The organism is Dyadobacter pollutisoli (genome assembly GCF_026625565.1).
Lineage (GTDB): Bacteria > Bacteroidota > Bacteroidia > Cytophagales > Spirosomataceae > Dyadobacter > Dyadobacter pollutisoli.
Window position 1 is genome coordinate 301,789 of record NZ_CP112998.1, and the last position, 24,011, is coordinate 325,799.

Genomic DNA, 24,011 nt, shown 5'->3' on the forward strand with positions numbered 1-24,011 from the left:
CCGCTGAATGTGCAGGAGTAAAAACCACCCGGCCAGCGCCTGCTAGAAAAATATATCCGCCAATGAATAAAGATGGGCGCATACTATTAAAATTTACCTCCTATGATCCGATCATTGAGTGCGGCATGTTTGCCTTTGATTTCGGGTAAATACCTGGGCCTCGTACTGGTGCCCAAGGTGTCGGTGAGTGCGTGTACGAAAGAAATAAGGTCTTTCTTTTCTGTGACGCTCAGGTTCAGAGAGTCCGGCAGAATGGATAGAAAGATCCTGAATGCAAATTTATTGCCGCCTCCATGATTGTAGAAATCAACCACCTGATCGAGCGACCGGTAAATCCCGTTATGCATATACGGTGCCGTGAGCGCTGCATTTCTGACAGTCGGGATTTTAAATGAAGCCTTGAATAGTGGATTCCTACTGGAATGCTGCAAACCAATGTCCGAATCGAGCTCGTACTTGCTCATCGTATCCTTCACCGGGACGCCCAAACTACGATGATCGGAAATGGTGAAGTGGGGTGGGAGGGTACCGTTAAACAGCGGCGCATAATGACAGCTTCCGCAGCGGCCTTTGCCCATAAAGACATTAAAACCATTAATTTCCTGCGTATTCAAAGCGGTTTTCTCGCCTCTCATATATTTGTCAAACCGTGAATTGAGGCCTACTAATGTCCGTTCGTAAGACGCAATGGCACTTTTAATGTGTTTTCGGGATATTCCTTGCGTGATCGTTTCCGGGAATGCTTTGTTGAAAAGCCTGATGTACTCTTCGCTGGCGGTAATGCGGTCGGTCACGACCTCAAATGATGTTCCGTGCATTTCATTTGGGTTCATGATCACAGAATCAGCCTGGTCTTCGAGGGAATTAACACGGGAATCCCAAAACTGCGAGGGCTGAAAAACCGAATTGATAACCGTCGGCGCATTACGGGGCAACTGATCGAGGGTAAAGCTTATACTTTTGCCCAAACCGTCGGTAAATGCCATTTCGGGTTTGTGGCAAGATGCGCAGGACCGTTCGTTATTATCGGAAAGAATCGGGTCGAAAAACAGGACTTTGCCCAGTTCGGAGCGTTCCTTGAAAAGCCTGGCGCTAGTGTCGGGCATGAAAAAGCGCAAATTGAAAATATCAGCCTCAAATAAGTTGTTGGCTTCGGGATTGAGCGCTGCGAAACGGGTACCGGCAGGAATGTTCAACGTTTTTCTGACCGTAGTCAAATGTACGGATAATGGATTGAGGTACTGAGTGATCAATTCCATTCTGTTGAATGCGTCGAAATCAGTATTGACCACAAAGTATTTTTCAGTCTTGTCGAGTAAATCTTCAACCTCGCTACGGAGCTTTTTGGAAGATTTGGGAAGTTGCGACAGGTAAATTCGCATGACTTTGCTCCAAACCTGAATTTCGGCCTGTACGCATGCTAAATTGACAGGGTTCAACTGAAAATCGCCATTACCAAGCCCTACGCTGCTCATGTTGAACATTTGCATTTTCAGGGCTTCCATCATCTGCGCGTCCGTTATTTGCGGAATGTTTTTTTCGTATTGTGTTTCAGCCATTGTCGCCCGAAAGTTATTGGCGGCGCGGGTAATGAACATTTTTTCAAAGTCGCGGCTGGCCTTACTGCTTTTGGCAACAATAGAGTCTGCATCAATGCCAAATGGCCCTGCTATCAGGAAGTTATCAGGCAATGGTGGCCCGGCAGGTTGCTTGGTCGATTGGATCGGCTGCCACATGGTAGTATAGGCCTTTTCCGGGTAAAAATATAGAAAGAAAAGCTCCACACGCTTGAACTGACGGGCCAAATCGGTGTAAACACGAATTCTCGCAGCGTAGTTACTGTCCATAAAGTATGCGGGGTAGGCTGCCAGCAGGGAGTCCAGCCGATGCATTTCATCGCGATAAATTTTCCCCGCCTGTTGGGCTGCGCTCATCTTATTTCCAGCGTCGGGGCGGAAAATAGCAGCGGATAACAAAATCACTACGGCCGCGCATAGCGTCCGAAAAAATCTGTTTGTCATGCTGAACAGGAAAATGGTAGGTAATGTGGTAGTGGGTAGCGTATCGAATTTATTTTAAAAACCAAACAGAAACAAATTCTTTGAGTTAGCGGTAAAAAAGCAAGCAATTATGGCCGTCAGTGAATATATTTGTTATAACACGGACTCCTAGAACTGACACGATCGATAAGAATGGATGCACTCAACTATTTGCGTGAAGAGATAAAATCTTACTTTTTTGAATCAACCGAATTGCAGCTTTCCAGCGCCTATGCGAACCAAAGGCGGTTTAATTTTTACTTTGAAATTGCCTCCGGTCAGCGTTTTTTGCTGTATCTGAGCTGGGAAGGAGATGATGAGCGTTTTACATTGAAATGCCTGGAATTCAGCGACTGGGAAACCTTGAAAAAGCTGGTCGACGCTTATCCTGAAACGGGTTCTAAAGCATTTAACATAGGCCGACCACGGTCGACCATTTCATTTTTTTATCTAGGGAAAGATCGCCTGTCGGCGCTGGATTACAAAGGTGTTATCAAAGGGCACATTGATTCCAACGAGATATCAGGTCGGCAGCTGATGGGCTGTATTAATCCTTTTGACTAAATTCGCTGCTCACTTGGCTATCAGATTAAGAGCATCAACATGTCAGAGCAGACACTCATTCCGGCATCAAGTCTGGAATTTTTAAAGGTATTGGGGCAAAATAATAACCGCGATTGGTTCAATGCACACAAAGATGAATTCATCGAAGAGCAAACGCATATTGAAGATTTCGCGGGCATGCTGCTGGCGGAGTTAAATATCCATGATCTGATAGAAACGCCTTCGGGTAAAAAAAGCCTTCACCGTATTTACCGCGATACGCGTTTTTCAAGTAATAAAACTCCCTATAAAACCAATTGGAGCGGCAACTTTTCACGTGCGACCGCGCAGCGCAGGGGAGGATATTATTTTCACATTGAGCCAGGTAATAGTTTTGTCGCAGGCGGTTTCTGGGCGCCCAATCCACAAGATATGAAACGTATTCGGGACGATATCAGCTTTGATCCCGAGCCTTTGAGGAAGATTTTGAAGAGCAAATCATTTGTTTCCACATTTGGTACCTTGCGTGGTGAGCAGTTGAAAACGACTCCAAAAGGCTTCGATCCTAATGATGAAGCGATCGATCTGCTGCGCTACAAACAATTCCTGCTGAGCCGGAAATTCACAGACGCGGAAGTTCTGAGCCCGACGTTTTTGAATGAAGCCAATCTGACATTCAAGAACATGCGGCCGTTTTTTGACTATATGAGCGAGGTTTTGACTATTGATGCGGACGGCCTAGACCAGATTTAAATCCAACGCGCTTCTTCCAGAAAATGTCGGCCCCTGTTGCGGTAAGCATGGAGCATGCTACTTAAAAATATAACCGCGGAAACTGCGATGGCGGTGTAAGCGACCGCCGGAGTTTGGTTCCAATTGGCCACCGCAACCGCTACCAGTCCCCATATGCCTACTAATGACGACTCCCGGAGGTTTCTGACCCAGGTCAGGCCGACAAAAATTACTCCGGCAGCGCATAGCATGATGATGGTCCAGGTTGTATCGGCAAGTCCAAAACCGTTCCATTGGATTTTGGTCAGATATGCTGCGAAGTTAGCGATGATAGCGACGGTGATCCAGCCCAGGTAAAGGGCAAAAGGCCACCAGGTCAGCGCAATTTTTTTAATAGGAATGACATCCATTTCCATGCGTGTACGGAACACAATGAGAAGCAGTGAAGAGAGTAAAATAGCCATTATAATGACTGAAAGACCGGTATAGTCGTACAGCCAGGCGAAGACCCAGAGCGAATTGGCCGCGCAGGAAATAACAAAAAGCCACCCTATTTTTTCGACAATGGTAGGGACAGGCTTGTCATTGAAAAGACCTCGGCTTTGATAAATGACAAACGCCGCGAGCGCCAGATAGATCAGCCCCCATACAGAAAATGCGTAACCGGAAGGCGTGAAGAAATTCTGGTACCGGGCCGAAACCGTGGCCATTGTATTGCCATTGAAGATACCCGTATTGGAGAGATAATTGACGATTAAAGTAATAATCAGGGCCAGGATATTGGCGATTTGAAGCGTCTTTTTCATGATTCGGTAGCAAGGATTTTGTATTGCAAGGAGTTGGTATTGCAAGGCTGCTTTGCAAAAACTATGCCTTCCAACGACCTGCAAGATGACGATTTTTCGTGAGTTCAAAATAAATATTTGATTAGTAAATAAACATTTACTTACTTTGTGTTGGCACTTGATCAACGCATTCAAGCAGGTGTTGAATACTATGAGACCGAAAAATCTGGAAAAAGAAGAATCCATCCGCAGCATCGCGCTGAAAATCATTTTGGAGGAAGGCCTGGAAAACCTGAGCATGCAAAAACTGGCGAAAGCTGCGAACGTATCGCCCCGCACCATTTACATCAAATACGAGAACAAGGAAGATTTTCTCATTAAACTATTTATTGATGAGGTCCTAGTCGTGTATGAGGAGGCAGTACTGTTGGATTTTGACGAAACTGCTGATTTTGAAGCCGGTGTGAAAAGGATCTGGCAGAACATATTTGCCTATTTTAAGGATAACAGGCAATCCTTTGCGCTGATGCAATACGGGAAATCTTCGCCGTTGCTCAACAAGGCTTTTCAGGCACGGAACATTTCCGAAGGTCAGTACTTCGCACCTGTTCACCGGTTTTTGAGAAATCAGGTTGCTGCGGGAGTCATAGCAGATTTGCCGAATCAAGCGCACAGGGCATTGCTATTTTCCCCGGTTCTGGACCTGGTCAACGAGTACTTCGAGCATTTGGACAGACCGCAGCAGATCATTACCGAAAAACTGGTGGAGGATTGCTGCGCGGCTGTGATAAAAGGAATGCTTAAATAATTTGAAACGCATAAAAATTGACAAAATGAATGTCATTCAAAACAAAAAAATAGCCATTGTGGGTGGAGGCCCGGGTGGATTGACACTCGCCAGACTGTTACAAATGAAAGGCGCCGACGTAAAAGTGTACGAAAGAGATTTGAACAAGGACGTGAGAGTGCAGGGGGCCACATTGGACTTGCACGAAGAATCGGGACTAAATGCATTACAGCAGGCCGGGTTAACGGAAGCCTTTAAAGCCAATTACCGGCCAGGAGCTGACAAAATGCGGATATTGGATAAAAAGGCAACGATTTTGTTCGACGACGATTTCACTTCTGCCGAGGAGGCATACCGACCGGAAATAGACCGCGGCCCGCTGAGAAAGATCTTACTGGAATCTTTACAGCCTGGTACTGTGGTGTGGGATAGCTACTTATTAACGCTCGAAGAGCTGGACGGTTCCTGGGTGCTCAAATTTCAAAATGGAACCGAAGCTGTGGCCGACCTGGTGATCGCGGCAGACGGAGCCAACTCCAAAATAAGGCCATTCATTACACCAATACAACCATTTTTCGCTGGCCTTACAGTAGTGGAAGGCGCAGTATATGATTCTGAGAACGCGGTGCCCGAACTTCACAAACTCTTAAACGGCGGGAAAATATTCGCTATGGGCGACGAAAAATCGATCATTGTGGCATCAAAAGGGGACGGGAGTATGGTATTTTACACCGGTTCCAAAACCGATGAAGACTGGGTGGCGACGAGCGGGATCGATTTCAATGATAAAGCACAGGTCATTGCCTGGTTCGGGCAGGAATTTGCCGGCTGGGATGTGGTATGGCTGGATTTGTTCACCAATGCGGAATCCCATTTTATACCACGGCCGCAGTATTGCATGCCGCTGGACCAGACCTGGAAGCCGCTGCCGAACCTCACCATGCTGGGCGACGCCGCGCACCTGATGCCCCCATATGCGGGAGAAGGTGTGAATATGGCGATGCTGGACGCGCTGGAACTGAGCATATGCCTTACCAGCGACACATTTCCCGACCTGCATTCGGCCATTGCACATTATGAGACGGAAATGCGTGCACGCGCCGCGGAAGTAGGGCAGCTTACTTTGGATCAAACGGCTTCCATTCACTCGGCGAATGCAATTTCCGACATGCTTGAAATGTTTTCCTGAGCGGTTCCAAACGCCTGTTAAAGCGAACACATCATGTCCGATTCTGGACATGATGTGTTCGCTTATTTTGTTTTAACTTGCTTGTTATCAATGTATAACAACGCGGTAGTGCGCCTGGCAAGATCTTTTACCAACAAAATTGGAAATAACTGAAAATATGATCCGTAACTACTTCAAAATCGCCTTCCGCAACCTTTCACGGAACAAAACTTACGCAGGTATCAATATTTTTGGCCTGGCGATGGGATTGGCAACCTGCCTGCTGATCATTCTTTACATTTCCGACGAGCTCAGTTTTGACAAACATCACAAAGATCCCGACCGCATATTTCGGGTGGCGACATCTTCCAAGTTAGAAGACTGGTCGGCTGCTGCGGGGCCGGTAGCTGCCGGGCTCCAAAATGATTTTCCCGAAGTAGAAGCAGCGGCCCGTATCCTGAAATTCCCGGGCGTTAAAAAAATGCTTTTGAAATACCGCCAGGGAGCGACGGAAAAGCAATTTTACGAACCGAATGGCTACTATGCCGACTCGACGCTGTTTGACATATTTACCTATGATTTCAAATATGGGAATGCAAAAACGGCTCTCAGCAGTCCCAATACATTAGTACTTTCCGAAACGGTGGCTGAAAAAATATTCGGCAACACAGATCCGATCGGCAAGACCATTAAGATCGGCCTGTTTTTTGGTGACTTTGATTACACGGTTACCGGTGTTTTTAAAGACAATCACAAGTCCCACGTCGACGCACATATGCTGCTTTCCATGCAAAATAACGACCTGGGCGGATGGGTTTCGCAGCAGAAAAACTGGGCAACCAATAATCTTTTTCATACCTACGTCAAGTTGAAACAAGGAACCAGCGCACAGGCCTTTGAGGCCAAGCTTCCGGCCTTCATGGACCGTAATGCCGCTGTGGATTTGAAAGCGCTGGGTATTACCAAAAAACTGTTTTTACAAGCGGTACCGGACATTTACCTTACATCGGCGATCGGCAATGAACTGTCGCTGAATGGCAGCATGACTTACCTGTATATTTTCGGCTCCATAGCCGCATTTTTGCTGCTCATTGCCTGCATCAATTTCATGAACCTGAGCACTGCGCGGTCCGAAAAGCGGGTGCGGGAAGTGGGTGTCCGTAAAGTGTTGGGTGCATTTAAAAAATCGCTGGTATACCAGTTTTTGAGCGAATCGCTGATGTTGTCGGTCTTTGGCTTGCTGCTGGCACTTGTTTTCATTCAGCTGTTCCTTCCTGTATTTAATGATCTTACCGGCAAGCAGTTAAGTATTTTACAAAACACTGACTTTATCCTCTGGATCGTGGGGGTAACCTTGGTTACGGGCCTGTTTGCCGGATTGTACCCCGCGTTTTTTCTATCATCCTTCAAGCCGGTCAATGTACTCAAAGGCAGGCTAGTCAATAGCATTTCGGTTGTTGCAGTTCGTAAAGGGCTGGTTGTTTTCCAGTTCACAATTTCCATTATACTGATATTGGGTGCGGTAGTGATTTGGCAGCAGCTATCCTTTATTCAAAATCAAAACCTGGGTTTCAATAAAGAGCAAAAAATCGTAATTCCGCTAAAAAGCAATCAGACGGCTGATCATTTCAGGGTTTTGAGGGACGAAGTTCTCGCCAATCCTCATGTGGTATCCGCATCCAGCGGATCGGCCCACCCCGGTGGGGAAACAGTCGATGACTTACTTTTTTATACAGAAAATAAATCAATGAATGAGGCGGTTGACATTCATTTCGCAGCAGTTGGAGAAAATTACATTGAAACATTAGGTTTCACAATGGTAGCAGGCAGGCCATTTTCCCGAAGCTTTTCAGGCGATTCAAGTAGTATCATTCTGAACGAGCGGGCGGTGAAGGAATTGGGTTACAATGCTAAAACAGCAATCGGGAAAAACATCTATTTCGAACTGAATAATGTGCGGGGAAGGATGCAAATCGTGGGTGTTGTCAAAGACTTCAATTTTGAAAGTCTGCATGAACGCATTAAGCCTTACGGACTGACGACGACTATTAGCGACAAATACCGGTATTTAATTGCCAATGTCAAAACCACGGATTATGGCGTTCTTATTGCCAGCATCGAAAAATCGTGGAATAAGCTCAATCCCGGTACTCCATTTTCGTATTCCTTTATGAATCAGGACTTTCAGCAACGCTACGACAAAGAGCTGCGCACCTCACGCATTGTCATTTACTTCACATTTATCGCCATTATAATTGCGTCTTTGGGATTGTTCGGTCTGGCTACTTTTTCTGCGGCGCAGCGTACCAAGGAAATAGGCATTCGCAAAGTGCTTGGAGCTTCTGTTATGAGCATTGCCGGGATGTTGTCCAGGGAGTTTGTGGTGCTTGTGCTGATCGCGATCGTCATTGCCTCGCCAGTTGCGTGGTATGGAATGCAGTTGTGGTTGCAGGACTTTGCCTATAAAATTGAAATTAAATGGTGGGTTTTTGCACTGTCAGGCCTGGTGGCCTTAGTTGTCGCGCTCCTCACGGTTTCCTACCAGAGTATCAAAGCGGCATTGATGAACCCCGTGGAGAGTTTGCGAAGCGAGTAGGGGAATGATATTTATATCTAATCACTACTACTTCTCTCTATGTATAATGAAGCTCCGATTTTCTTTGCTGAACCCTACTTTGGGATAATATTCCATGGCGGTAGGGACTGAAAGCAGCAAGATCATGGTTTGCTCGCCGACTTTTTCTTTTGTCAGTTCAATGAGCCTTTTGCCGATCCCAGTCGTTTTATGATCCGGACTTACGGCGAGGTCAGCGAGGTAGCACGACCAAACCCAGTCGGTAATGCAGCGGCTGACACCCACAAGCTGCTCTCCAACCCAGGCTGTAACGACCAGGTTCGAGTTCTCATACATTTGCTGAATACGTTTTTCATCATGAGTTGGTCTTGGCAGACCGGCGGCATTATAAAGCTCGATGATCTGCTGTGCGGTAGGAATCCGGTCGAAGCTGTAAGCAATTTCCATTCTTGTGAGTTGATAAGTTTATTTTTAATGGCTAATGTTTTTTCAATGTATCATGGCATCTGTCCAGATCGTGTAAACTTCCTGCCAGGCCTCAGCCAGATCAGGGTTCCATTGATCTGCCAGCTGAATTTCCAATGTTTGAATGAGTGCAACGCCGAGCGTTTGGTAATGTTCGGGACGCGTTCCGTATTGCTCGTGACGCCTGGCGAGCGCGCTTATTTCCTCCTTCATCTCGTCCATGCATTGGAGATTTACGATCATTAAGGTAAGCATATCGATCAATTTTTTGGACTGATCCTCCATGGAATGTTTGAAAAGAGGCCTTAACGAAGGATCCAATGCGAAAAGTTTTTCGTAAAAAAGCGCACCTGCGGCCTCTGAATCGAGCAGCAGATTGCTCCACGAATGTTTGATAGCAAGAATTTTCCAGTCGGTCATGATATGTTGATGGATGAATGAGTTGGGGATATTTTAAATGCTGGTAAAGTAACCTACCAGGTTCTGTTCGTCGGACAAACCCAGTTTTTTGCGGAGCCTGTGGCGGGCTGTTTTAATGCTGTCGGGTGACACGCTTAGTAATGTAGCGCATTCTTTCAGGTTCATATTCAATCGAATGAGAGCGCATAGACGCATTTCTCCTGGACTGAGGTCGGGGTGGTCTTGCTGTAATTTGACAAAGAAATTCTGATGTACCTGTTCAAAATACAGCTTGAACTCTTCCCAGTCTTTGTCGAGATTGAAACTGTAATCAATAAGCTTGATCAGTCTGTTCAAAAGCGGATTGTTTTCATCGCGAACCGGCGATTTGAGCGCCAGCGACACCGTTTCCCTGATCTCCTGCATGATCCCGTTTTTCTGGATCAGGTTAAGTGTGTGGGTAGTGAGCGCCTTGCTTCTGGATTCCAGTTCGATCACCAGGATCTGCCGTTCTTTTTCGGCCAGCATTTTTTCGTCCTTTATTTTCAGCCGCTGCCTGCTCACGATCAGGGCCCCGATTACCAGACAGAGCAGCAAACCCAAGCCGAACAAATTCCTGGTCAGCTGATCGAATGACTGTTCTTTTTTCAGAAGTTTGATCTCCGCCTGCTTTTTTTCGCCCTCATACCGAACCTGCATCCGCGCGATTTTGAGCGTATTATCATCATTCAGGATCGAATCCCGCGTTTGGGAATAACGCAGCTGATTTTCGTAAGCCGCTCCCAGGTTGTTTTCGTGCTTTGAAATCTCTGCCAGGATCCGGTAAGCATTGGCCGCCCGTTTTTTGTTATCGATTTTAAGAGCGATCTGTAATCCCCGGCTTGCATAGGACTTGCTTTTGGGCAGGTCGCCTTTTAAAAGATATATCTGCGCCAGCCCTTCCAATGTGGATAACATATGAAAATCGTCTTCCAGCGACTGCTGAATGGGCAGTGCTCTTGAAAAATAATCCAATGCTTGCGGATACTGCTTCATTTCCATATATACCAGGCCAATGTTGGACAAACTGATGGCTTTTCCCTGTTCGTCCGACGCATCTTTTGTTTTCAATGATAGAAGCAAATATTTCAATGCATCGGGGTACTTTTTGGTATTCAGGTACACGGAGCCAATGTTGTTGCGCAGCAAGCCAAGCCCGTCGTCTTCGACAGGGGTTTTTCCAATGATCTTTAAAGCTTTGAAATAATATTCCAATGCCGCGGGATATTCCTGCAGGTCGTCGTACAGGTTACCAATGTTGGAGAGGATTCCCACTGTCCCGCGTGTGTCGCCCCGGTCCTCATAAGTCTTCAATGAAAGCAGGTAATAATCAAGAGCTTGCGGGTAATTGCTTTGTTTAATGCAGATCAGGCCCATATTGTTGTATGTATCGCCCATTCCTTTCAAGTTACCCAGCGCACGGTTTGCATTGATGGACTCCATAAAATATTTCAGCGCATTGGAATAGTCATTTTGAAGATAATACCCGATACCCATGTTATTATACGCGAGCGCCTCACCTTTGTCAAAACGGATAGTTCGCGACAGTTTGAGCGCCTCGCCGGCATAATGCATAGCCTTCGGAGGATCGGCGTACCAGTACCGCTTACTGATCTGATTAAGCACATTCACTTTCATCGTGTCCCGGGACTGGGGTAATGCTTTCAGAAGGCTGTCCAGTTTGCTGTCCTGTGCCAGGGCTTCCAGGGAGAATAGGATCCCTAAAAGCATTGCAAGTGCCTTATAATGAGTCATATTGAAATGAATTAGGAGGTGCCGGAAAGCTAATTAAAACCTCCGGCATATCCTAACTAATGATCCTTGTTACTATTTACCGTTTATCGGACACGCAGTTGGCATCCCACGTAAAGTCGCCGCGAACGGTGTAGGCGAATGTAAGTCTGCTTCCCTGCAAAGTTCCTGAGCCCGCCACGGTCATCTTGCTATTGCCGGCCTGGAATGTCTGGGAAGGAATGTTGAACTTCTCCCCGTCTACCAAAACCTGTACTTTCTTTTTCAGTAACCCGGCGAAGTTTGCGATCTCAAAGTAACTTTTGTCCGTCGCAGATTTGTTGATCGTGATCACGTATTCATCGCGGTCTGTGCGGCCGTCGGGGAAGGTAGAAGTTTCGGCGACTGTGAATGTACCGGCCAACGATGGTAGTTCTTCAACGGGTGCTAAGGAGTCTTTCGAGCAGGATGAGAGAAAGATGATAACCGGAAGGATGAGCAATGTGAATTTGAAAGTTTTCATGAAACTGATTGATTAAAAATGAATAAAAAATGATGGATAAGATTGTAAGTCAGCCAGTTGGTAAGGAAGAAATTCCGTTGCTGCCGACGATACAAACGTAGCGGATGGGTCAGGCTATCAGCAACTTATGAGGGTATACGAAAGGTAACAGCCCGGGAAATGGCAGGTATACGAAAGGCAACAGGGATTTGGTAGCCATGGATATCCGGCATTAAACCAATGAATCCCCTTTGGTACTCTACGAATACCTCATTTTGATCTATGAATGACTTAAAATTGGAGTAATATATTCATTTACAGCAATATAGAGTCTTATTTTGCCTTTCTGTCGTCGTTCCTTTCCTGTCTGTCGAATGTGTTTTTTTGTTGTTTGAAGACCCGGTATCATTGTATCATCAGTCGGACGCAGGGTTGCTTCCTTCAAAACAAAAACAATCACATTTAAACATAAAGTACCATGAAAACGCTCATCGCATCAGTATTATTGACAGTATCAATGGCCGTATCTTCTAATGGTTTCGCACAGACAAATTCGGCCTCAGGCGCTCCGAATGACGACACGAAATTCTCAGTAGTAACCGGCAGGAATGGAAAAATTGATGTTACAGTTATTAAGTCGGACGGTAAAACGGTCTCTGTGAAATTAGTTGACAAATCAGGACACACACTGGCGAGCAAAATGATCAGCAAAGGCGAGGAAGCTACCCGTACCCGCTTCGATCTCAACCAGCTGCCTGATGGAGCCTATCAGGTCATTTTGATCGAAGGGGACAATCAGCAGGTAAAAGACATTGAATTGAACACCCAAAATACGAAAACACTTCGTACCGTTTCGCTAGGTTAAGATTTCAAGTTGCAGGAAGGCAAAAGCCATTCGTTCTGTTCAGAACGAATGGCTTTTTCGGGTTTCGCAGCTAATCAAACCACGAAAAAATAAGCTTATCTTTTTTTACATTCAATATCAATGCGCAGATTTTGTCAGGACGCCATTTTTGACACTTTCGTCGATTAGTTCTTTGGCAAATTCCCATAAATGTTCGGAGCCTTTTTGAATGACGCTTTTCTTTTCCAATACCTTTTCGTAGCGCACATCATACTCTTTCCAGGTACCGCCGCCATTGGAAATATTCTGGAACAAGGGTTCAAGACGGTCCATGGCGCGGGCAAATTTGGCCTCCATCGTTTCCCCGGACTCGAATTCGTCCCACACCTCGATCAGATCCGCGGCTTGCTCTTCCGGCAAAAGACCGAAAATACGCTCCGCTGCTTTATGTTCAGCCTCGGTGTTGGTGTGATTCGCCTCGGTATCATATAAGAATATATCTCCAGCGTCAATTTCAACCACATCGTGGATCAGCAACATTTTAACGACTTTCAGGATATCAATGGGTTCATTGGCATGCTCAGCCAGAATGATCGCCATGATCGCCAGGTGCCAGCTGTGCTCCGCGTCATTTTCGTTTCTGTCACTGTTAAAAAGCCTGGTTTTTCGCAGAATGTATTTAACCTTATCGATCTCATGGATAAAGGCAACCTGTTTTAGAAGACGCTCGAAATTCATAGTTGTCATGTTTAAGCATTGCAAAATTAGAAATTTACTTTGCTTAAACATGACATTGTAGTTGCATACCGACTCAGTCATTATCTCTTTTTGACTTCCAGCAAGGCCTTTTCCAGGACTTCGTCACGTCCCTCCACGATTCCTTCAACGGTTGGTTTTGCTTCAATGTCGGGAACGATTCCCACCTGCTGTGTTTCCTTCCCATCGGGGTAATAAACACCGATTCCACTGATGCCGGTACGAATGCCTCCGGGTAACACGATGGGAGAAACATTGCCATCGGCTGCGGCGGTGGTACTGCCAATAATGGTAACATTAGGAGCTGTGGAAAATGCCATAGTCGTATATTCGGCCTGACTCAGCGTTGTTTCGTTGACAATAATGACGATTTTCCCTTTGAAATAATCAGGATTGGATTTGCCCACCGTCAACTCAGGGGTCATCGTGAAAAGGCCGGGAGTTTGCAAGCTTCCTGCCGAAAACTTGACAAATGGTTTTGCCTCCGGCAAGATGAATTCTCCGAAAGTAAATACCATAAAATCAGACGGATAGCAGCGCATATCGATGATCAGACTTTTGACTTTACTAATCTCGGGAAGAATGCGGGGCAGGTATGTATTTTTAAATTTACCGGGAAAAATATAAGCCACGTCAGGCTCGATTAGCTTGAAACAGGTGTCTTTTTTATTATAGTTTGCATAAATATTGATCTTGTCTACACCAAAAACCGGGATGCTCTTTTTCTCAATTTTGCCATTCCTTTTAAAGCTGATATTTATCGTTGAGTCGTTGGACCTCAGTACATTGGAGGTCATGTTTTTAAGCTGGGTAGGATAGTTTGAGGCCGGTGTATAAGCGAGCTTTTCCTTAACGATGTCCTCGATTTTTTTCCCATTGACAGTTTCAATAACATCCCCTTTTTTCAATCCCGACTGCTCGCCCAGCAATGTGTTGTAGTAGTCCGTCACGACTGGCTTGCCCTCTATAAAAGTGAGCTGTACCGGAGCATAATTCTTCCCGAAATACTTGTTAAGCGCCTGATCCTGGCTGTAAATGTTGGCGTGCGTGTCCTTCACCCTCGCAATGAGCGTCAGAGTCGCCAGTTTGTAATCAATCTCTTCGTGGGCGTGAAAAAATTTGGGGACAAATTCAGCCAGTACGGCTTGCCATCAATGAACAGTTCCAGTTCATCCACCCAAAGCTTACCGGTACCTGTGAGCAAGGCTCCGATATGGATTTTGGCCGCATTGCCAGGGTAGGGGAGTTTAATACTGTACTGTTTCCAGTCCTGCGTGCCATGTATATTGTCATTCTGCATATTGCTGAACTGCAATGGGCCAGTGTTTCCGTCGATACGTAGCATGAGGCCGGCCCAGCCGCTTTCGACATTTTCAAATTTCATGTATCCTCTTAATTCAATTTCTTTCCCCTCGTAAATGGCCGGAATAGTATTAGCAGCGCAGCCGAAAGGAATATTCGCCTTTTCAACTGGTGCTTTGATGAGTATTGAGTTTTTGCCGCTGTATTTTTCAACACTGTCGGTAGATAGTTGATAACCCGTGCCCCATTCCTGCCATTTTTCAGGAAGTTTTTGTCCAGGGGTTTTCTTTTCAAAATCCAGATTGAAACTGCTCTGCAAGCTGGTATTTTGAGCAAAAGAAAGTTGGGATAAAAGGATTGTAAAAATGATGGTCAAGAGGTTCTTCACGGCTAGTAACTTTGGTTTACATATGAAAGGGAGGAACATTCGCATTATAATAATAGAGTGCAGTATTTCTATCAGAATGCAGGATCGGGTTTCTGGGGAAAACTTGTCAAGTTAGGAGGGTAGGTACAAATACATATTAAGTTAATGTTATGAAAATCAATGAATTTAAAGTTTTTTTAATGTGTAGCCGCTAAATAATAAAGTGGTACCCCGACTCTCTAAAGGTGATACATTTGAGACGTTATTAAACAAAAACACTTCTGAAATGGCACTAAAAAATTATCACCTTTTTATTGGCGGGTACGACCGCGGTCTTATGGCGCCGGATGCAAATCACTTTGAAATAAAGCTCAATACGGGCAATGATTTTTATCGGATCGCAGTGAATGTGCGCTCCCAGGACGGCTCCATGTTGATGACTTTTGTCGACGAAAATTTTCAACACGAACTATGCGATCGGCTTCTGATTGAGTTTCCGGCCAATGGTGTTTATAACATTAATGATCCAGCCAAACGCAAGCAGTTCGGGCTGGACTTTTTGAGAAGAAATATGGTTGGGGATTTCAATAAGATGGTCATTCTTCCTAACAATGCCCCAGGACTTGACAATGATCTTGAAGAAAAACTAACCGCATTACTTAACAAATCAAAGGCGGACGCGAATGCCCGAATCTTTGCATTTGGAGAAAAATGGCCAAGTACGAACAATAAAGACAAGTATTTTCCCGAGATCAAAGATCAGGGACTGCACGACATTCACCTGAACCAAGGGAACCCTACCGGATCGTTTGACAAAGACAATGGCGTTTTTCAGGATGGCGGTATACTCATTCATTTTCCCGGTTTGAACCGCTGGGCGGTGATATTACTGGCATTTCAAACAGAATTCAACACATTGAACCCGGCGACACTGCATACTGACGACATTACCGGACACCGAATTGTAGGAGATACCGGCACCGGCGGCGAGCCAAGCGGCGAAACTGACGTGGACGGCGACGTAGTGATCGTGGGCGCTTTGGTGAATCCGAAAGGTAATGAGGCTGGTAAAGAGAAAGTAATTTTAATGAATACAACGGACGAAGACATCTCCCTGGCTGGCTGGCAGCTTGTGGACAGGACGCGAAAAGAGTTCCTGATCGAAAATGCTGAAATCCATGCAGCAGGTACGCTCGAAATCCTGATCCCGGCAAGTAGCAACTTCGTTCTCGGCAATAAAGGCGGAACCATTTCGCTTCTGAATGTACAAGGAATTAAAACCAGCGGTGTGCAATACACCAAGGAGCAAGCCAAAAATGAAGGCCGGGTGATTCATTTTTGATTGAAACCCTGAGTTGGGCGTAGACGCGAAACGGTTGTACTGCTGATGTTACATGCCTAACGGCATTTGGATGCGAATGTGACATTACTCTTGCTACGGCGTGGCGGCTACCGAGCTTGCATCGCTACGCGATTTTTGGCAATGGGACATATTGGAAAACCACGCGAAACGGCTGTGCTACCGATGTTACATGCCTAACGGCATTTGGATGTGAATGTGACATTACTCTTACTACCGCGGGGCGGCTACCGAGCTTGCATCGCTACGCGATTTTTTGGCAATGGGACATATTGAAAAACCACGCTAAACGGTTTTGCTACTGATGTTACATGCCTAACGGCATTTGGATGTGAATGTGACATTATTCTTGCTACCGCGGGGCGGCTACCGAGCTTGCATCGCTACGCGATTTGACCCCGTTCGGCGTAATTTTTACAAGGTTTCTTGTCGCCAGAAATCGCGTAGCGATGCAAGCCCGGTAGAAAAAAAATGTCAGACATCATTGCAAATCCCGTTAGGGATGTAACATCATGAACCAGAACCATCACACCGGCCGCAATGCTCAGGATTACATTGTCGATGATGAGTTTTTTAGAAATCTCCCAGATCCTCAATGTGGTTTGCGCCTTTGAAAATGATGCCAAACCTGAGCGAGAAGAGGTAGGTGTTTTGGGAGTACGATACTCCCGGAGTGATTGAAAATGTTTTCAGTAAAATGGTGTTCTGCAGTCCCATGCGTGACACGTTGACGTGATCGCGATAGGGGGCCAGTGAGCGCGTCGTGTTGGTGAATGTGGCAAATGCGCCGGGTATCAGCGAGGCATTATTACCGATTTTAAACCGGTGGTAAAGCGAAGCACCGACCCGGAAAGAATTGTGTTTGATGAGGTCGGTCTGAGTGAATCTCTTGACTTCATATTCGGTGGATATTCCCATACTGAACGGCATCTTATTTTGCTTGATAAACAGATAGCTGAGAGAAGGTGTTATCGTGTAAAATGTTCCAATATGGTCGCCGTGGACGTGGGATCCCGATAAAGCCATATCCAGCCTTCCGTTGATAGAGTAACCAATCGTCGCCTGCTTGTAAAATGCGATTTTGTCCTTCCCCACGAAAGCGTTTACAAATGATCCGTTCTCGCCATTGTCCATCAGGTAGTTTTGCGCAAATGAGCAACCGGTAGCGATCGCCAAAAAGAGGAGTAGTAAAGCTAGAATTTTCATAGCATGTATGCATTTGTAAATAATGACTGATACATTCTATTCTACTATCAATGAGTTATTTGTGTTGCAGCGCATTAACAGTTCCAACCGATCAGTCTTGAAAATCAAAAGTTAATCGATTTAAGAAGTGGTTTGATAGCCAGCTAAATATTAGTGTAAGGCGCGATTCCGAATAACTTCGTAAGCTTTGTAGGTCTTTAATTTTATATTGAAATTTTGACGAAATCAGCCCAAAAATGCCGGAAGGGAGTATAGGGAAGTTGTAAAAAACAACTATTTTGCATTAATAAAAGAAGTTTTATACTGAACAGTCGGGCAATATCAACAGTTTCAACTTTGGCTTTTGATTCAAAGCAAATGAAATCCTCAGAGAAGGTACTTTTAGATAAATTTAACGAGGTTATCGAAAGTAACTTTCATAATTCGGATTTTGGTATTGACGAAATTTGCCTTGAACTGGGCACCAGCAGGTCGCAGCTGTATCGTTACATCAAAGAACAAACCCAACTTTCAACGTCGCTGTATATCCGTCAGCGGAAATTGCTCAAAGCACAGGAGCTTCTGGAATCTTCGGATATGAAAACGGCCGAAATTGCCTACCTGCTGAGCATCGACAGTCCACAGAATTTCAGTAAATATTTCGCTCAGGAGTTCGGGCTTACGCCAACTGCTTACCGGAAAAAGACCATTGAGGAGAAAGGCCTTTCCGACAGCAAGCCGGTCGTGATGGAAGAAATCTTCTCGGCAGCAAAGACTGGTACCGGCAATCATACATTCATTGTTGCACCGGTGAATGTTAAACCGAATGATACATTCGCTGGGAGGAAATATTTGTACCTGGTTATCGGGCTCATTTTATTCATGGCCTGGGCAGCTTATTTTTGGAAACCGTTGGGAGAAAAAGGAAATCGATTGGCTGGTGTTCCAGCGTTTTCCGGAAATTCCATCGCCATTATGCCATTCAAAAACCTTGGTAAACCTGAAACTGTGTATTTCAGCGACGGTATTATGGACCAGATCCATGGCTCATTGTCTCTGCTCAATAAGCTAAAAGTCATTTCAACGACATCGTCCGGCAAGTATCGTAATTCGCCGAAGCTGATCCCTCAGATTGCCCGGGAGCTGGATGTCAATTATATTCTGGAAGGTTCGGTATTGCAGGCGAATCAGAAACTCAGGATCAATGTGGAGCTGGTGCGTGCGAATGACGACCGTACCGTGTGGACGAAGAGCTATGACGGTGGTACCAAAGACGTTTTTTCTTTTTTAAGTAATGTAGCCAAAGAAGTTGCCCTCGAACTCGACCAGAAGTTGAGCAATACTGCGGAAGAAAAGCTAAGAAAAGTACCGACGAACAATCCGGAGGCCTATCGGGCTTATTTGCAGGGATGCCAGCTGATTGTAATCCGTAAAAAGGAGTATCTGGAAGAGAGCATCGTAAAACTGAACCGCGCTATTAAGCTGGACCCTGAATTTGCGGCAGCCTATGCGAGCCTGGGCCATGCGTATCATTTGATGGCAGAAAATGGTTTTATGGAGGAGACGGAAAGTTTCAAAATGACCGAGCAAAATTCACTGACCGCGATCCGGCTCGACGCGGAAAATGGGCTGGCCTATGCGAACCTTGCCAATATCTATCGGCTTCAAAACAAATGGGAGCAGGCCAAAACAGCTTACGAGATCGCATTGAAATATAGCCCTAATGACGCCCAGATCAACTATTGGTTCAGCTTATTGCTGCGCAGCACCGGGAATATGGAAGAAGCGATCCGGTACAGCTCCAAGGCTGTGGCCCTTGACCCGCTGCATCACGTTATTTTCGGAGGGAACATTACCAACCATGTGTACGGCGGAGAACTGGACCGGGCAGAAGAACTCGTCAACGATGGGAAAGTTCTTTTCAAGGATTCATGGGTGTACTATTGGGTGAAGGGGATTTACTTCGCGGCCATGAAAGATTATAAGCAAGCATTGGCCAGCTATGCGAAGGCAAACCAGCTTAACCCCGGCATTAAATCCATTCAGTACCAGACCGTTTTTTGCCAGGCAATGAACGGTCAGATTAATGAGGCAAATGCGTATCTCTCCCAACTTCCCAACCTTCCTGCGAACTATGTTTCGCGCGCCGTCATTTATGCAGGATTGAAAGACAAAAAGCAAAGCCTGTACTACTTACAGAAAGCTGCAGATGCGGACATCCTTCCCACCGACATTAAAGTATCTCTTTTTTTAGCAAGTCTCCGCAACGAGCAACAGTACAAAACAATCCTTGCGAAATTTGGTTTGTAAACCATTTTTTAACTTTATCGAATGCATTTGCTGCCTGATTTTGACGTGCATTTCCACATTTGAACAAATAGACTAAAGAGCTGATCAAATAAGCTAATCCCGAAACAATAGACGTAGTGATTGAACAGATAGGCTAACAGCTTTGGCGCAGGGTTATATAGCTTTGTTACATCGAAAACATTGGTCCCCTCTCTGCTTCTGAGAAAACATGAAAATGAAATTGAAATTTCAAAAAACTTTCGTGGCTTTCATGGTCAGTGCTACCACAATTCTCTCCGGAACGACGTGTAGTACTGACCGTTCAGAAGTGGGGAATTACACTGCGGCTTCATCGTCGTACGGTATCCTGGCCGAGAAGTCGCTCGACCTGCTGGCAAGTTTTGACCTGGAAACCTGGGGTACCATGTTGAGTGACAGCGTAGTTTATTATTTCCCGGACGGGGACTCGAAGAACAGCAAAAAACTGACAGGCAAGAAGGCTTTGTTGACCTGGTGGAAAAACTACATTGACAACTCCGGTATCAGGTCCATGTCCATCGAGAATGCCAGCTACCTGCCCATACACGTGGCTAATGAAGTGCGGCGCGGGGACATATCAGGCACGCAGGTGATCGCGTATTTTTCAAACAACATGGTCTATGAAAGCGGCGCCGTGTCGGTTAAAATGAATTTTGTGATTCATTTTGACGAAAACAGGATGATCGATGGCTACTATACCTACTACGACCGGACGCCTATCATTAAAATCCTCAAAGAGAAAAGCGTACCCGAACAATTTGCGATCATTCACAAAAAACGTTATCAGTTAAAATTTACCTCTTAGTGCAATTTCCCAAACTTTTAAATCCAACTTCTAACCATTTAAAGTTATGAAAACCAAACACTTTTACTACGTTCTGTTTACTCTGCTTTTGTCTTCGTTTGTAAGTAAGGCCCAGGAAGGTATTTATTTGTCCTATCCCGGAATAACCGATGACCTGGGAACCGGCCCCCACGAGGGAGAGGTGCCAGTTCTGGCTTTTTCATATGGATTTAGTAGCACCGCTACCCGTACCTCCTCCGGCACGCCAAATTTCCAGGATATCAGTTTCACCAAGTATAGTGATGCATCGAGCAGCGATTTTATGACGCACCTGGTGTCGAGCCAGCCTACGGATGACGTCGAATTAAGAATTTATAGAACTATTTCCGGTAATTTGACGCTGATCCAGACGTACCAGTATAAAGGTGTAAAAATAACCTCCTTTTCCGCAGGTGGGTCCGCGGGGGAATTGAGCGGAAGCGCTTGTAGTACCTGTACAGGGCTGACCGAAAACATCACGTTTTTGTTCAACGGTATCCAAATCGGAACTTTTAGCGACAACTTCTGATCCGTCATTTTGATATGAAGAAACGCTCCATTGTCAATTTTGGCCGGATATTGTATGTATTACTAAGCATATCCTCATTCGGCGTATATGCGCAAACGGCGTCCCGACCGGTATCGAAGATTCCGGGATGGGAGGGGAATCTGCCCAAACCTTTTAAATCGGAGGTTCAGCAAAGAATAATGAATGCCCAGGGGCGAACCGGTCCACAGTACTATGAGAAAATGTACGGCGTCAAAAGCGATTTTATAAAACGGGAAGGCGCCACGCTCCGCACTTTGATAGATTGCAGCCAGCTAACCTGTGACCTTTCATCGCTGCCGGTCACTTTGCTTTCCTTCAATGGTGAGCGGATTAACGCAAACGAGGTTGCGCTTGCATGGGAAACTACTTCTGAAACCAACAATGCGGGCTTTGACATTGAAAGGTCCCTGACAACGCCTGTCAACTTCGAAAAAGTGGGTTTTGTTGATGGTAACGGGAATTCGGCCAATGTGAAAACGTACCGGCTCACGGATCGGAATTCCAGCGAAAACGTAAGCTATTACAGGCTGAAACAGCTGGACTTCGACGGAAAATTTGAATACTCGCGGATTGTTGCCGTGAAGGGTTTCAAGGAATTGCTTTCTCTGGTTCCTACGCCAAACCCAGGATCTCAAAGCAGCGGTTTTCTTCAAGTAAAGGGAAATGACAAGTCGGGGAAACTTCAATTGACGATCGTTGATGTGAAGGGAACAGTGGTGTATAAAAACGACCAGCTGGTGCTGGACAATAGCAAAAAGATTCTGCTTTCCAGGTTACCGGAACTTGCCTGGGGAATGTATATCGCTAAAATCGTCTCCGGCGAGCAGCATTCGACAGTGACTTTTGTGATTGCCGAACGCTAGCATTAATAGAATTTTCGAAAAATGATCTTTTGAAACGAAACCTAATTAAAATCAGTAACATACCAGCCGCTTTTACGATGCAACCAGACCAGGGAGTCCTTCATAAACTGAATGCTTTTTTAGACGAGAACCTTACTCATTTAACATTGACTCCCGATGCGCTTTGCAAGCAAATCGGCCTGAGCCGGTCGCAGCTGCACCGGCTGCTGAAAGAAAAAACGCAGCTTTCGGTGACGCTCTACCTCCGGAAAAAGAGACTGGATAAAGCCAAGAACCTGCTGCTGGAAACAGATATGCGGGTTTCGGAGATCGCATATCTTGTGGGGATCGATAGTCCGCAGAATTTCAGCAAATATTTCGCCGAAGCATTCAATGTCAGCGCAACCGAGTTCAGAAGCCAGACTGTGGTCGAAAAAAGTGCCGCCCCGGCACAGCCAGCCCGGAAAGCATCGATTGCGGTATTGCCGTTTCTGAACCTGAGCAATGATATGGAGCAGGAGTTTTTCAGTGACGGCGTGACCGAGGAGATTATTAATGTGCTGAGCCGTACGCCCAACTTACAGGTGGCGGGCCGGACTTCTTCATTTACTTTCAAAGGTAAAAACCAGGACCTGCGGTTAATCGGCGAGCAGCTCAATGTGGACCACATTCTGGAAGGCAGCGTACGGAAATCGGGCAATAAACTGCGGATCGCGGCTAAGCTTATCAATGTCGCCGACGGATATAATGTGTGGTCGGAGCATTACGACAGGGAATTAGAGGATATTTTTGACATTCAGGATGAGATTGCGCTGGCGATTTTGAGGGAAATAAAAGTACAGCTGCTGGGCGACGAGCTTGGTAATACTTTCAAGCGGTACACCAATAATACGACGGCCTACCAGCTGTACCTGCACGGACGATTTTACCACAATAAGTTTGCCGGGATCGATGAATTCAATAAAGCGATCACTTATTTTCAGTCGGCCATTGAAGTGGAGCCCAACTATGCCATTGCCTACGCCGGAATCGCCTCCTGCTATCTGAACATGTGGTTTTACAGGCACCTGCCTGCTGCCTATGCGCTAGCACACATGAAACAGGCGACCGAACATGCACTGGCTCTGGATAGCGGCATTGCTGAAAGTGTTCTGGCATTGGCCCGAATGCAGATGCTGTACGAATGGGATTTTGCCGGTGCATCCGCAGCATTCAAAAAAGCATTGGAACTGAACTGGAGTACTGCCGATTTGCACGGGCAATATGCGCTCTATTGGGCGCTCACAGGCAATTTGACCAAAGCGGAAGAACAAACTGCGCTGGCCCTGTCGCTTGAACCTTTTTCACTGATCAACAACTTTTATGCGGGCTACGTATACTGGATTGCGGGTAATCTGGAAAAAGCGATAGAACAGGGGCGAAAACTAGTGGCGCTGGAACCGGCGTTCTGGGGCGGCCACATGATCCTGGGACTGAACCTGATCACGCTCAAAAACTACCCCGCGGCCCAGGATGCTTTGGAAGCTGCGCTGGAAATCAATTACAACGGTATTACCCTCAGTGCGTGCGGAGCGCTGTTCGGGCTTTCGGGTGAGACTGAAAGCGCGAGGGACATACTTACCCAGATGACATTGCTCACCAAAACGCAGGTGGTTGCCCATTACGACATGGGGATTGTGCATGCTTGCCTGGGCGATACGGATACGGCTTTGGGTTATTTTCAAGCAGCTATTGACGAGCACGAGCCTCCTATGCTGTTTTTTAAATTCATTTTCCGGGACTGGCTGTCGAAATCGGGCAATGATGCAAGGTACGGGGAGATCATCAGCCAGATTATCAAATAGCGCAACAATAAACTAAGTCTACGCAACAATAGACCACTTCTTTGG

Annotated in this window: 22 protein-coding genes; 12 read left to right on the forward strand and 10 right to left on the reverse strand. The window is 45.9% G+C overall.

The genetic code is table 11. The annotated features are described in order from the left end of the window. Positions 1 to 86: 86 nt before the first annotated feature. Positions 87 to 2,021, reverse strand: a complete 1,935-nt coding sequence (locus ON006_RS01370) for a cytochrome-c peroxidase (protein WP_244823317.1) — start codon at positions 2,019 to 2,021, stop codon at positions 87 to 89. A gap of 171 nt (positions 2,022 to 2,192) precedes the next feature. Here ON006_RS01370 and ON006_RS01375 point away from each other — a divergent pair, with 171 nt between their 5' ends. Together ON006_RS01375 and ON006_RS01380 are read left to right on the forward strand one after the other, a co-directional pair. Next, positions 2,193 to 2,603 (forward strand): hypothetical protein, encoded by a 411-nt coding sequence (locus ON006_RS01375; RefSeq protein WP_244823318.1) that lies wholly within the window; start codon positions 2,193 to 2,195, stop codon positions 2,601 to 2,603. 39 nt (positions 2,604 to 2,642) lie between these two features. Beyond that, complete coding sequence (locus tag ON006_RS01380) at positions 2,643 to 3,335, forward strand: DUF2461 domain-containing protein (RefSeq protein ID WP_244823319.1); 693 nt, start codon at positions 2,643 to 2,645, stop codon at positions 3,333 to 3,335. Here ON006_RS01380 and ON006_RS01385 read toward each other — a convergent pair. Beyond that, a complete protein-coding gene (locus tag ON006_RS01385; RefSeq protein WP_244823320.1) occupies positions 3,332 to 4,120 on the reverse strand; it encodes a TspO-related membrane protein in 789 nt (262 codons plus the stop codon). The two genes, ON006_RS01380 and ON006_RS01385, sit on opposite strands and share 4 nt — an antisense overlap. 190 nt (positions 4,121 to 4,310) lie before the next feature. On the opposite strand from ON006_RS01385, the gene ON006_RS01390 reads away from it, so the two are divergent. From ON006_RS01390 to ON006_RS01400, 3 genes are all read left to right on the forward strand, one after another. Further along, the gene (locus tag ON006_RS01390; protein WP_244823321.1) at positions 4,311 to 4,907 is read left to right on the forward strand and encodes a TetR/AcrR family transcriptional regulator; all 597 of its coding nucleotides are present in this window, start codon (positions 4,311 to 4,313) and stop codon (positions 4,905 to 4,907) included. Between the two features lie 25 nt (positions 4,908 to 4,932). After that, the gene (locus ON006_RS01395; RefSeq protein WP_244823322.1) at positions 4,933 to 6,075 is read left to right on the forward strand and encodes an FAD-dependent oxidoreductase; all 1,143 of its coding nucleotides are present in this window, start codon (positions 4,933 to 4,935) and stop codon (positions 6,073 to 6,075) included. Between the two features lie 157 nt (positions 6,076 to 6,232). Then, positions 6,233 to 8,650: an ABC transporter permease gene (locus ON006_RS01400; protein ID WP_244823323.1), complete on the forward strand. Its 2,418-nt coding sequence runs from the start codon at positions 6,233 to 6,235 to the stop codon at positions 8,648 to 8,650. Positions 8,651 to 8,677: 27 nt separating this feature from the next. On the opposite strand, the gene ON006_RS01405 is transcribed toward ON006_RS01400, so the two are convergent. The 4 genes from ON006_RS01405 to ON006_RS01420 all read right to left on the reverse strand — a co-directional run bounded on the left by ON006_RS01405 (position 8,678) and on the right by ON006_RS01420 (position 11,786). Continuing rightward, positions 8,678 to 9,076 (reverse strand): GNAT family N-acetyltransferase, encoded by a 399-nt coding sequence (locus ON006_RS01405; RefSeq protein ID WP_244823324.1) that lies wholly within the window; start codon positions 9,074 to 9,076, stop codon positions 8,678 to 8,680. A 42-nt stretch (positions 9,077 to 9,118) separates the two neighbouring features. After that, positions 9,119 to 9,514 carry a globin domain-containing protein gene (locus ON006_RS01410; protein WP_244823325.1) on the reverse strand — a complete coding sequence of 132 codons (396 nt, stop codon included), beginning with the start codon at positions 9,512 to 9,514 and terminating at the stop codon, positions 9,119 to 9,121. A 33-nt stretch (positions 9,515 to 9,547) separates the two neighbouring features. Beyond that, entirely contained in the window at positions 9,548 to 11,287 is a 1,740-nt protein-coding gene (locus ON006_RS01415) for a tetratricopeptide repeat protein (protein WP_244823326.1), read from the reverse strand. Positions 11,288 to 11,363: 76 nt separating this feature from the next. Continuing rightward, on the reverse strand, positions 11,364 to 11,786 hold the full coding sequence (locus tag ON006_RS01420; RefSeq protein WP_244823327.1) for a hypothetical protein: 423 nt from the start codon (positions 11,784 to 11,786) through the stop codon (positions 11,364 to 11,366). Between the two features lie 457 nt (positions 11,787 to 12,243). On the opposite strand from ON006_RS01420, the gene ON006_RS01425 reads away from it, so the two are divergent. After that, entirely contained in the window at positions 12,244 to 12,630 is a 387-nt protein-coding gene (locus ON006_RS01425) for a T9SS type A sorting domain-containing protein (RefSeq protein ID WP_244823328.1), read from the forward strand. Between the two features lie 117 nt (positions 12,631 to 12,747). Here ON006_RS01425 and ON006_RS01430 read toward each other — a convergent pair whose 3' ends face one another. The 3 genes from ON006_RS01430 to ON006_RS01440 form a co-directional block, all read right to left on the reverse strand. After that, the gene (locus ON006_RS01430; protein WP_244823329.1) at positions 12,748 to 13,347 is read right to left on the reverse strand and encodes an HD domain-containing protein; all 600 of its coding nucleotides are present in this window, start codon (positions 13,345 to 13,347) and stop codon (positions 12,748 to 12,750) included. An 80-nt stretch (positions 13,348 to 13,427) separates the two neighbouring features. Next, entirely contained in the window at positions 13,428 to 14,423 is a 996-nt protein-coding gene (locus ON006_RS01435; RefSeq protein ID WP_244823330.1) for a S41 family peptidase, read from the reverse strand. Positions 14,424 to 14,437: 14 nt separating this feature from the next. After that, entirely contained in the window at positions 14,438 to 15,055 is a 618-nt protein-coding gene (locus ON006_RS01440) for a hypothetical protein (protein ID WP_244823331.1), read from the reverse strand. 265 nt (positions 15,056 to 15,320) lie between these two features. On the opposite strand from ON006_RS01440, the gene ON006_RS01445 reads away from it, so the two are divergent. After that, positions 15,321 to 16,376: a DUF2278 family protein gene (locus ON006_RS01445; protein WP_244823332.1), complete on the forward strand. Its 1,056-nt coding sequence runs from the start codon at positions 15,321 to 15,323 to the stop codon at positions 16,374 to 16,376. A 591-nt stretch (positions 16,377 to 16,967) separates the two neighbouring features. Here the strand turns inward: ON006_RS01445 and ON006_RS01450 are convergent. After that, positions 16,968 to 17,600: a hypothetical protein gene (locus tag ON006_RS01450; protein ID WP_244823333.1), complete on the reverse strand. Its 633-nt coding sequence runs from the start codon at positions 17,598 to 17,600 to the stop codon at positions 16,968 to 16,970. Positions 17,601 to 17,957: 357 nt separating this feature from the next. On the opposite strand from ON006_RS01450, the gene ON006_RS01455 reads away from it, so the two are divergent. The 5 genes from ON006_RS01455 (at position 17,958) to ON006_RS01475 (ending at position 23,966) form a co-directional block, all read left to right on the forward strand. Then, positions 17,958 to 19,889 (forward strand): helix-turn-helix domain-containing protein, encoded by a 1,932-nt coding sequence (locus tag ON006_RS01455; protein WP_244823334.1) that lies wholly within the window; start codon positions 17,958 to 17,960, stop codon positions 19,887 to 19,889. A gap of 214 nt (positions 19,890 to 20,103) precedes the next feature. Further along, complete coding sequence (locus tag ON006_RS01460) at positions 20,104 to 20,712, forward strand: nuclear transport factor 2 family protein (RefSeq protein ID WP_244823335.1); 609 nt, start codon at positions 20,104 to 20,106, stop codon at positions 20,710 to 20,712. A gap of 46 nt (positions 20,713 to 20,758) precedes the next feature. Continuing rightward, on the forward strand, positions 20,759 to 21,259 hold the full coding sequence (locus ON006_RS01465) for a type VI secretion system tube protein Hcp (protein ID WP_244823336.1): 501 nt from the start codon (positions 20,759 to 20,761) through the stop codon (positions 21,257 to 21,259). A 14-nt stretch (positions 21,260 to 21,273) separates the two neighbouring features. Then, a complete protein-coding gene (locus ON006_RS01470; protein WP_244823337.1) occupies positions 21,274 to 22,143 on the forward strand; it encodes a T9SS type A sorting domain-containing protein in 870 nt (289 codons plus the stop codon). A 29-nt stretch (positions 22,144 to 22,172) separates the two neighbouring features. Continuing rightward, positions 22,173 to 23,966 (forward strand): helix-turn-helix domain-containing protein, encoded by a 1,794-nt coding sequence (locus ON006_RS01475; RefSeq protein ID WP_244823338.1) that lies wholly within the window; start codon positions 22,173 to 22,175, stop codon positions 23,964 to 23,966. Positions 23,967 to 24,011: the final 45 nt, after the last annotated feature.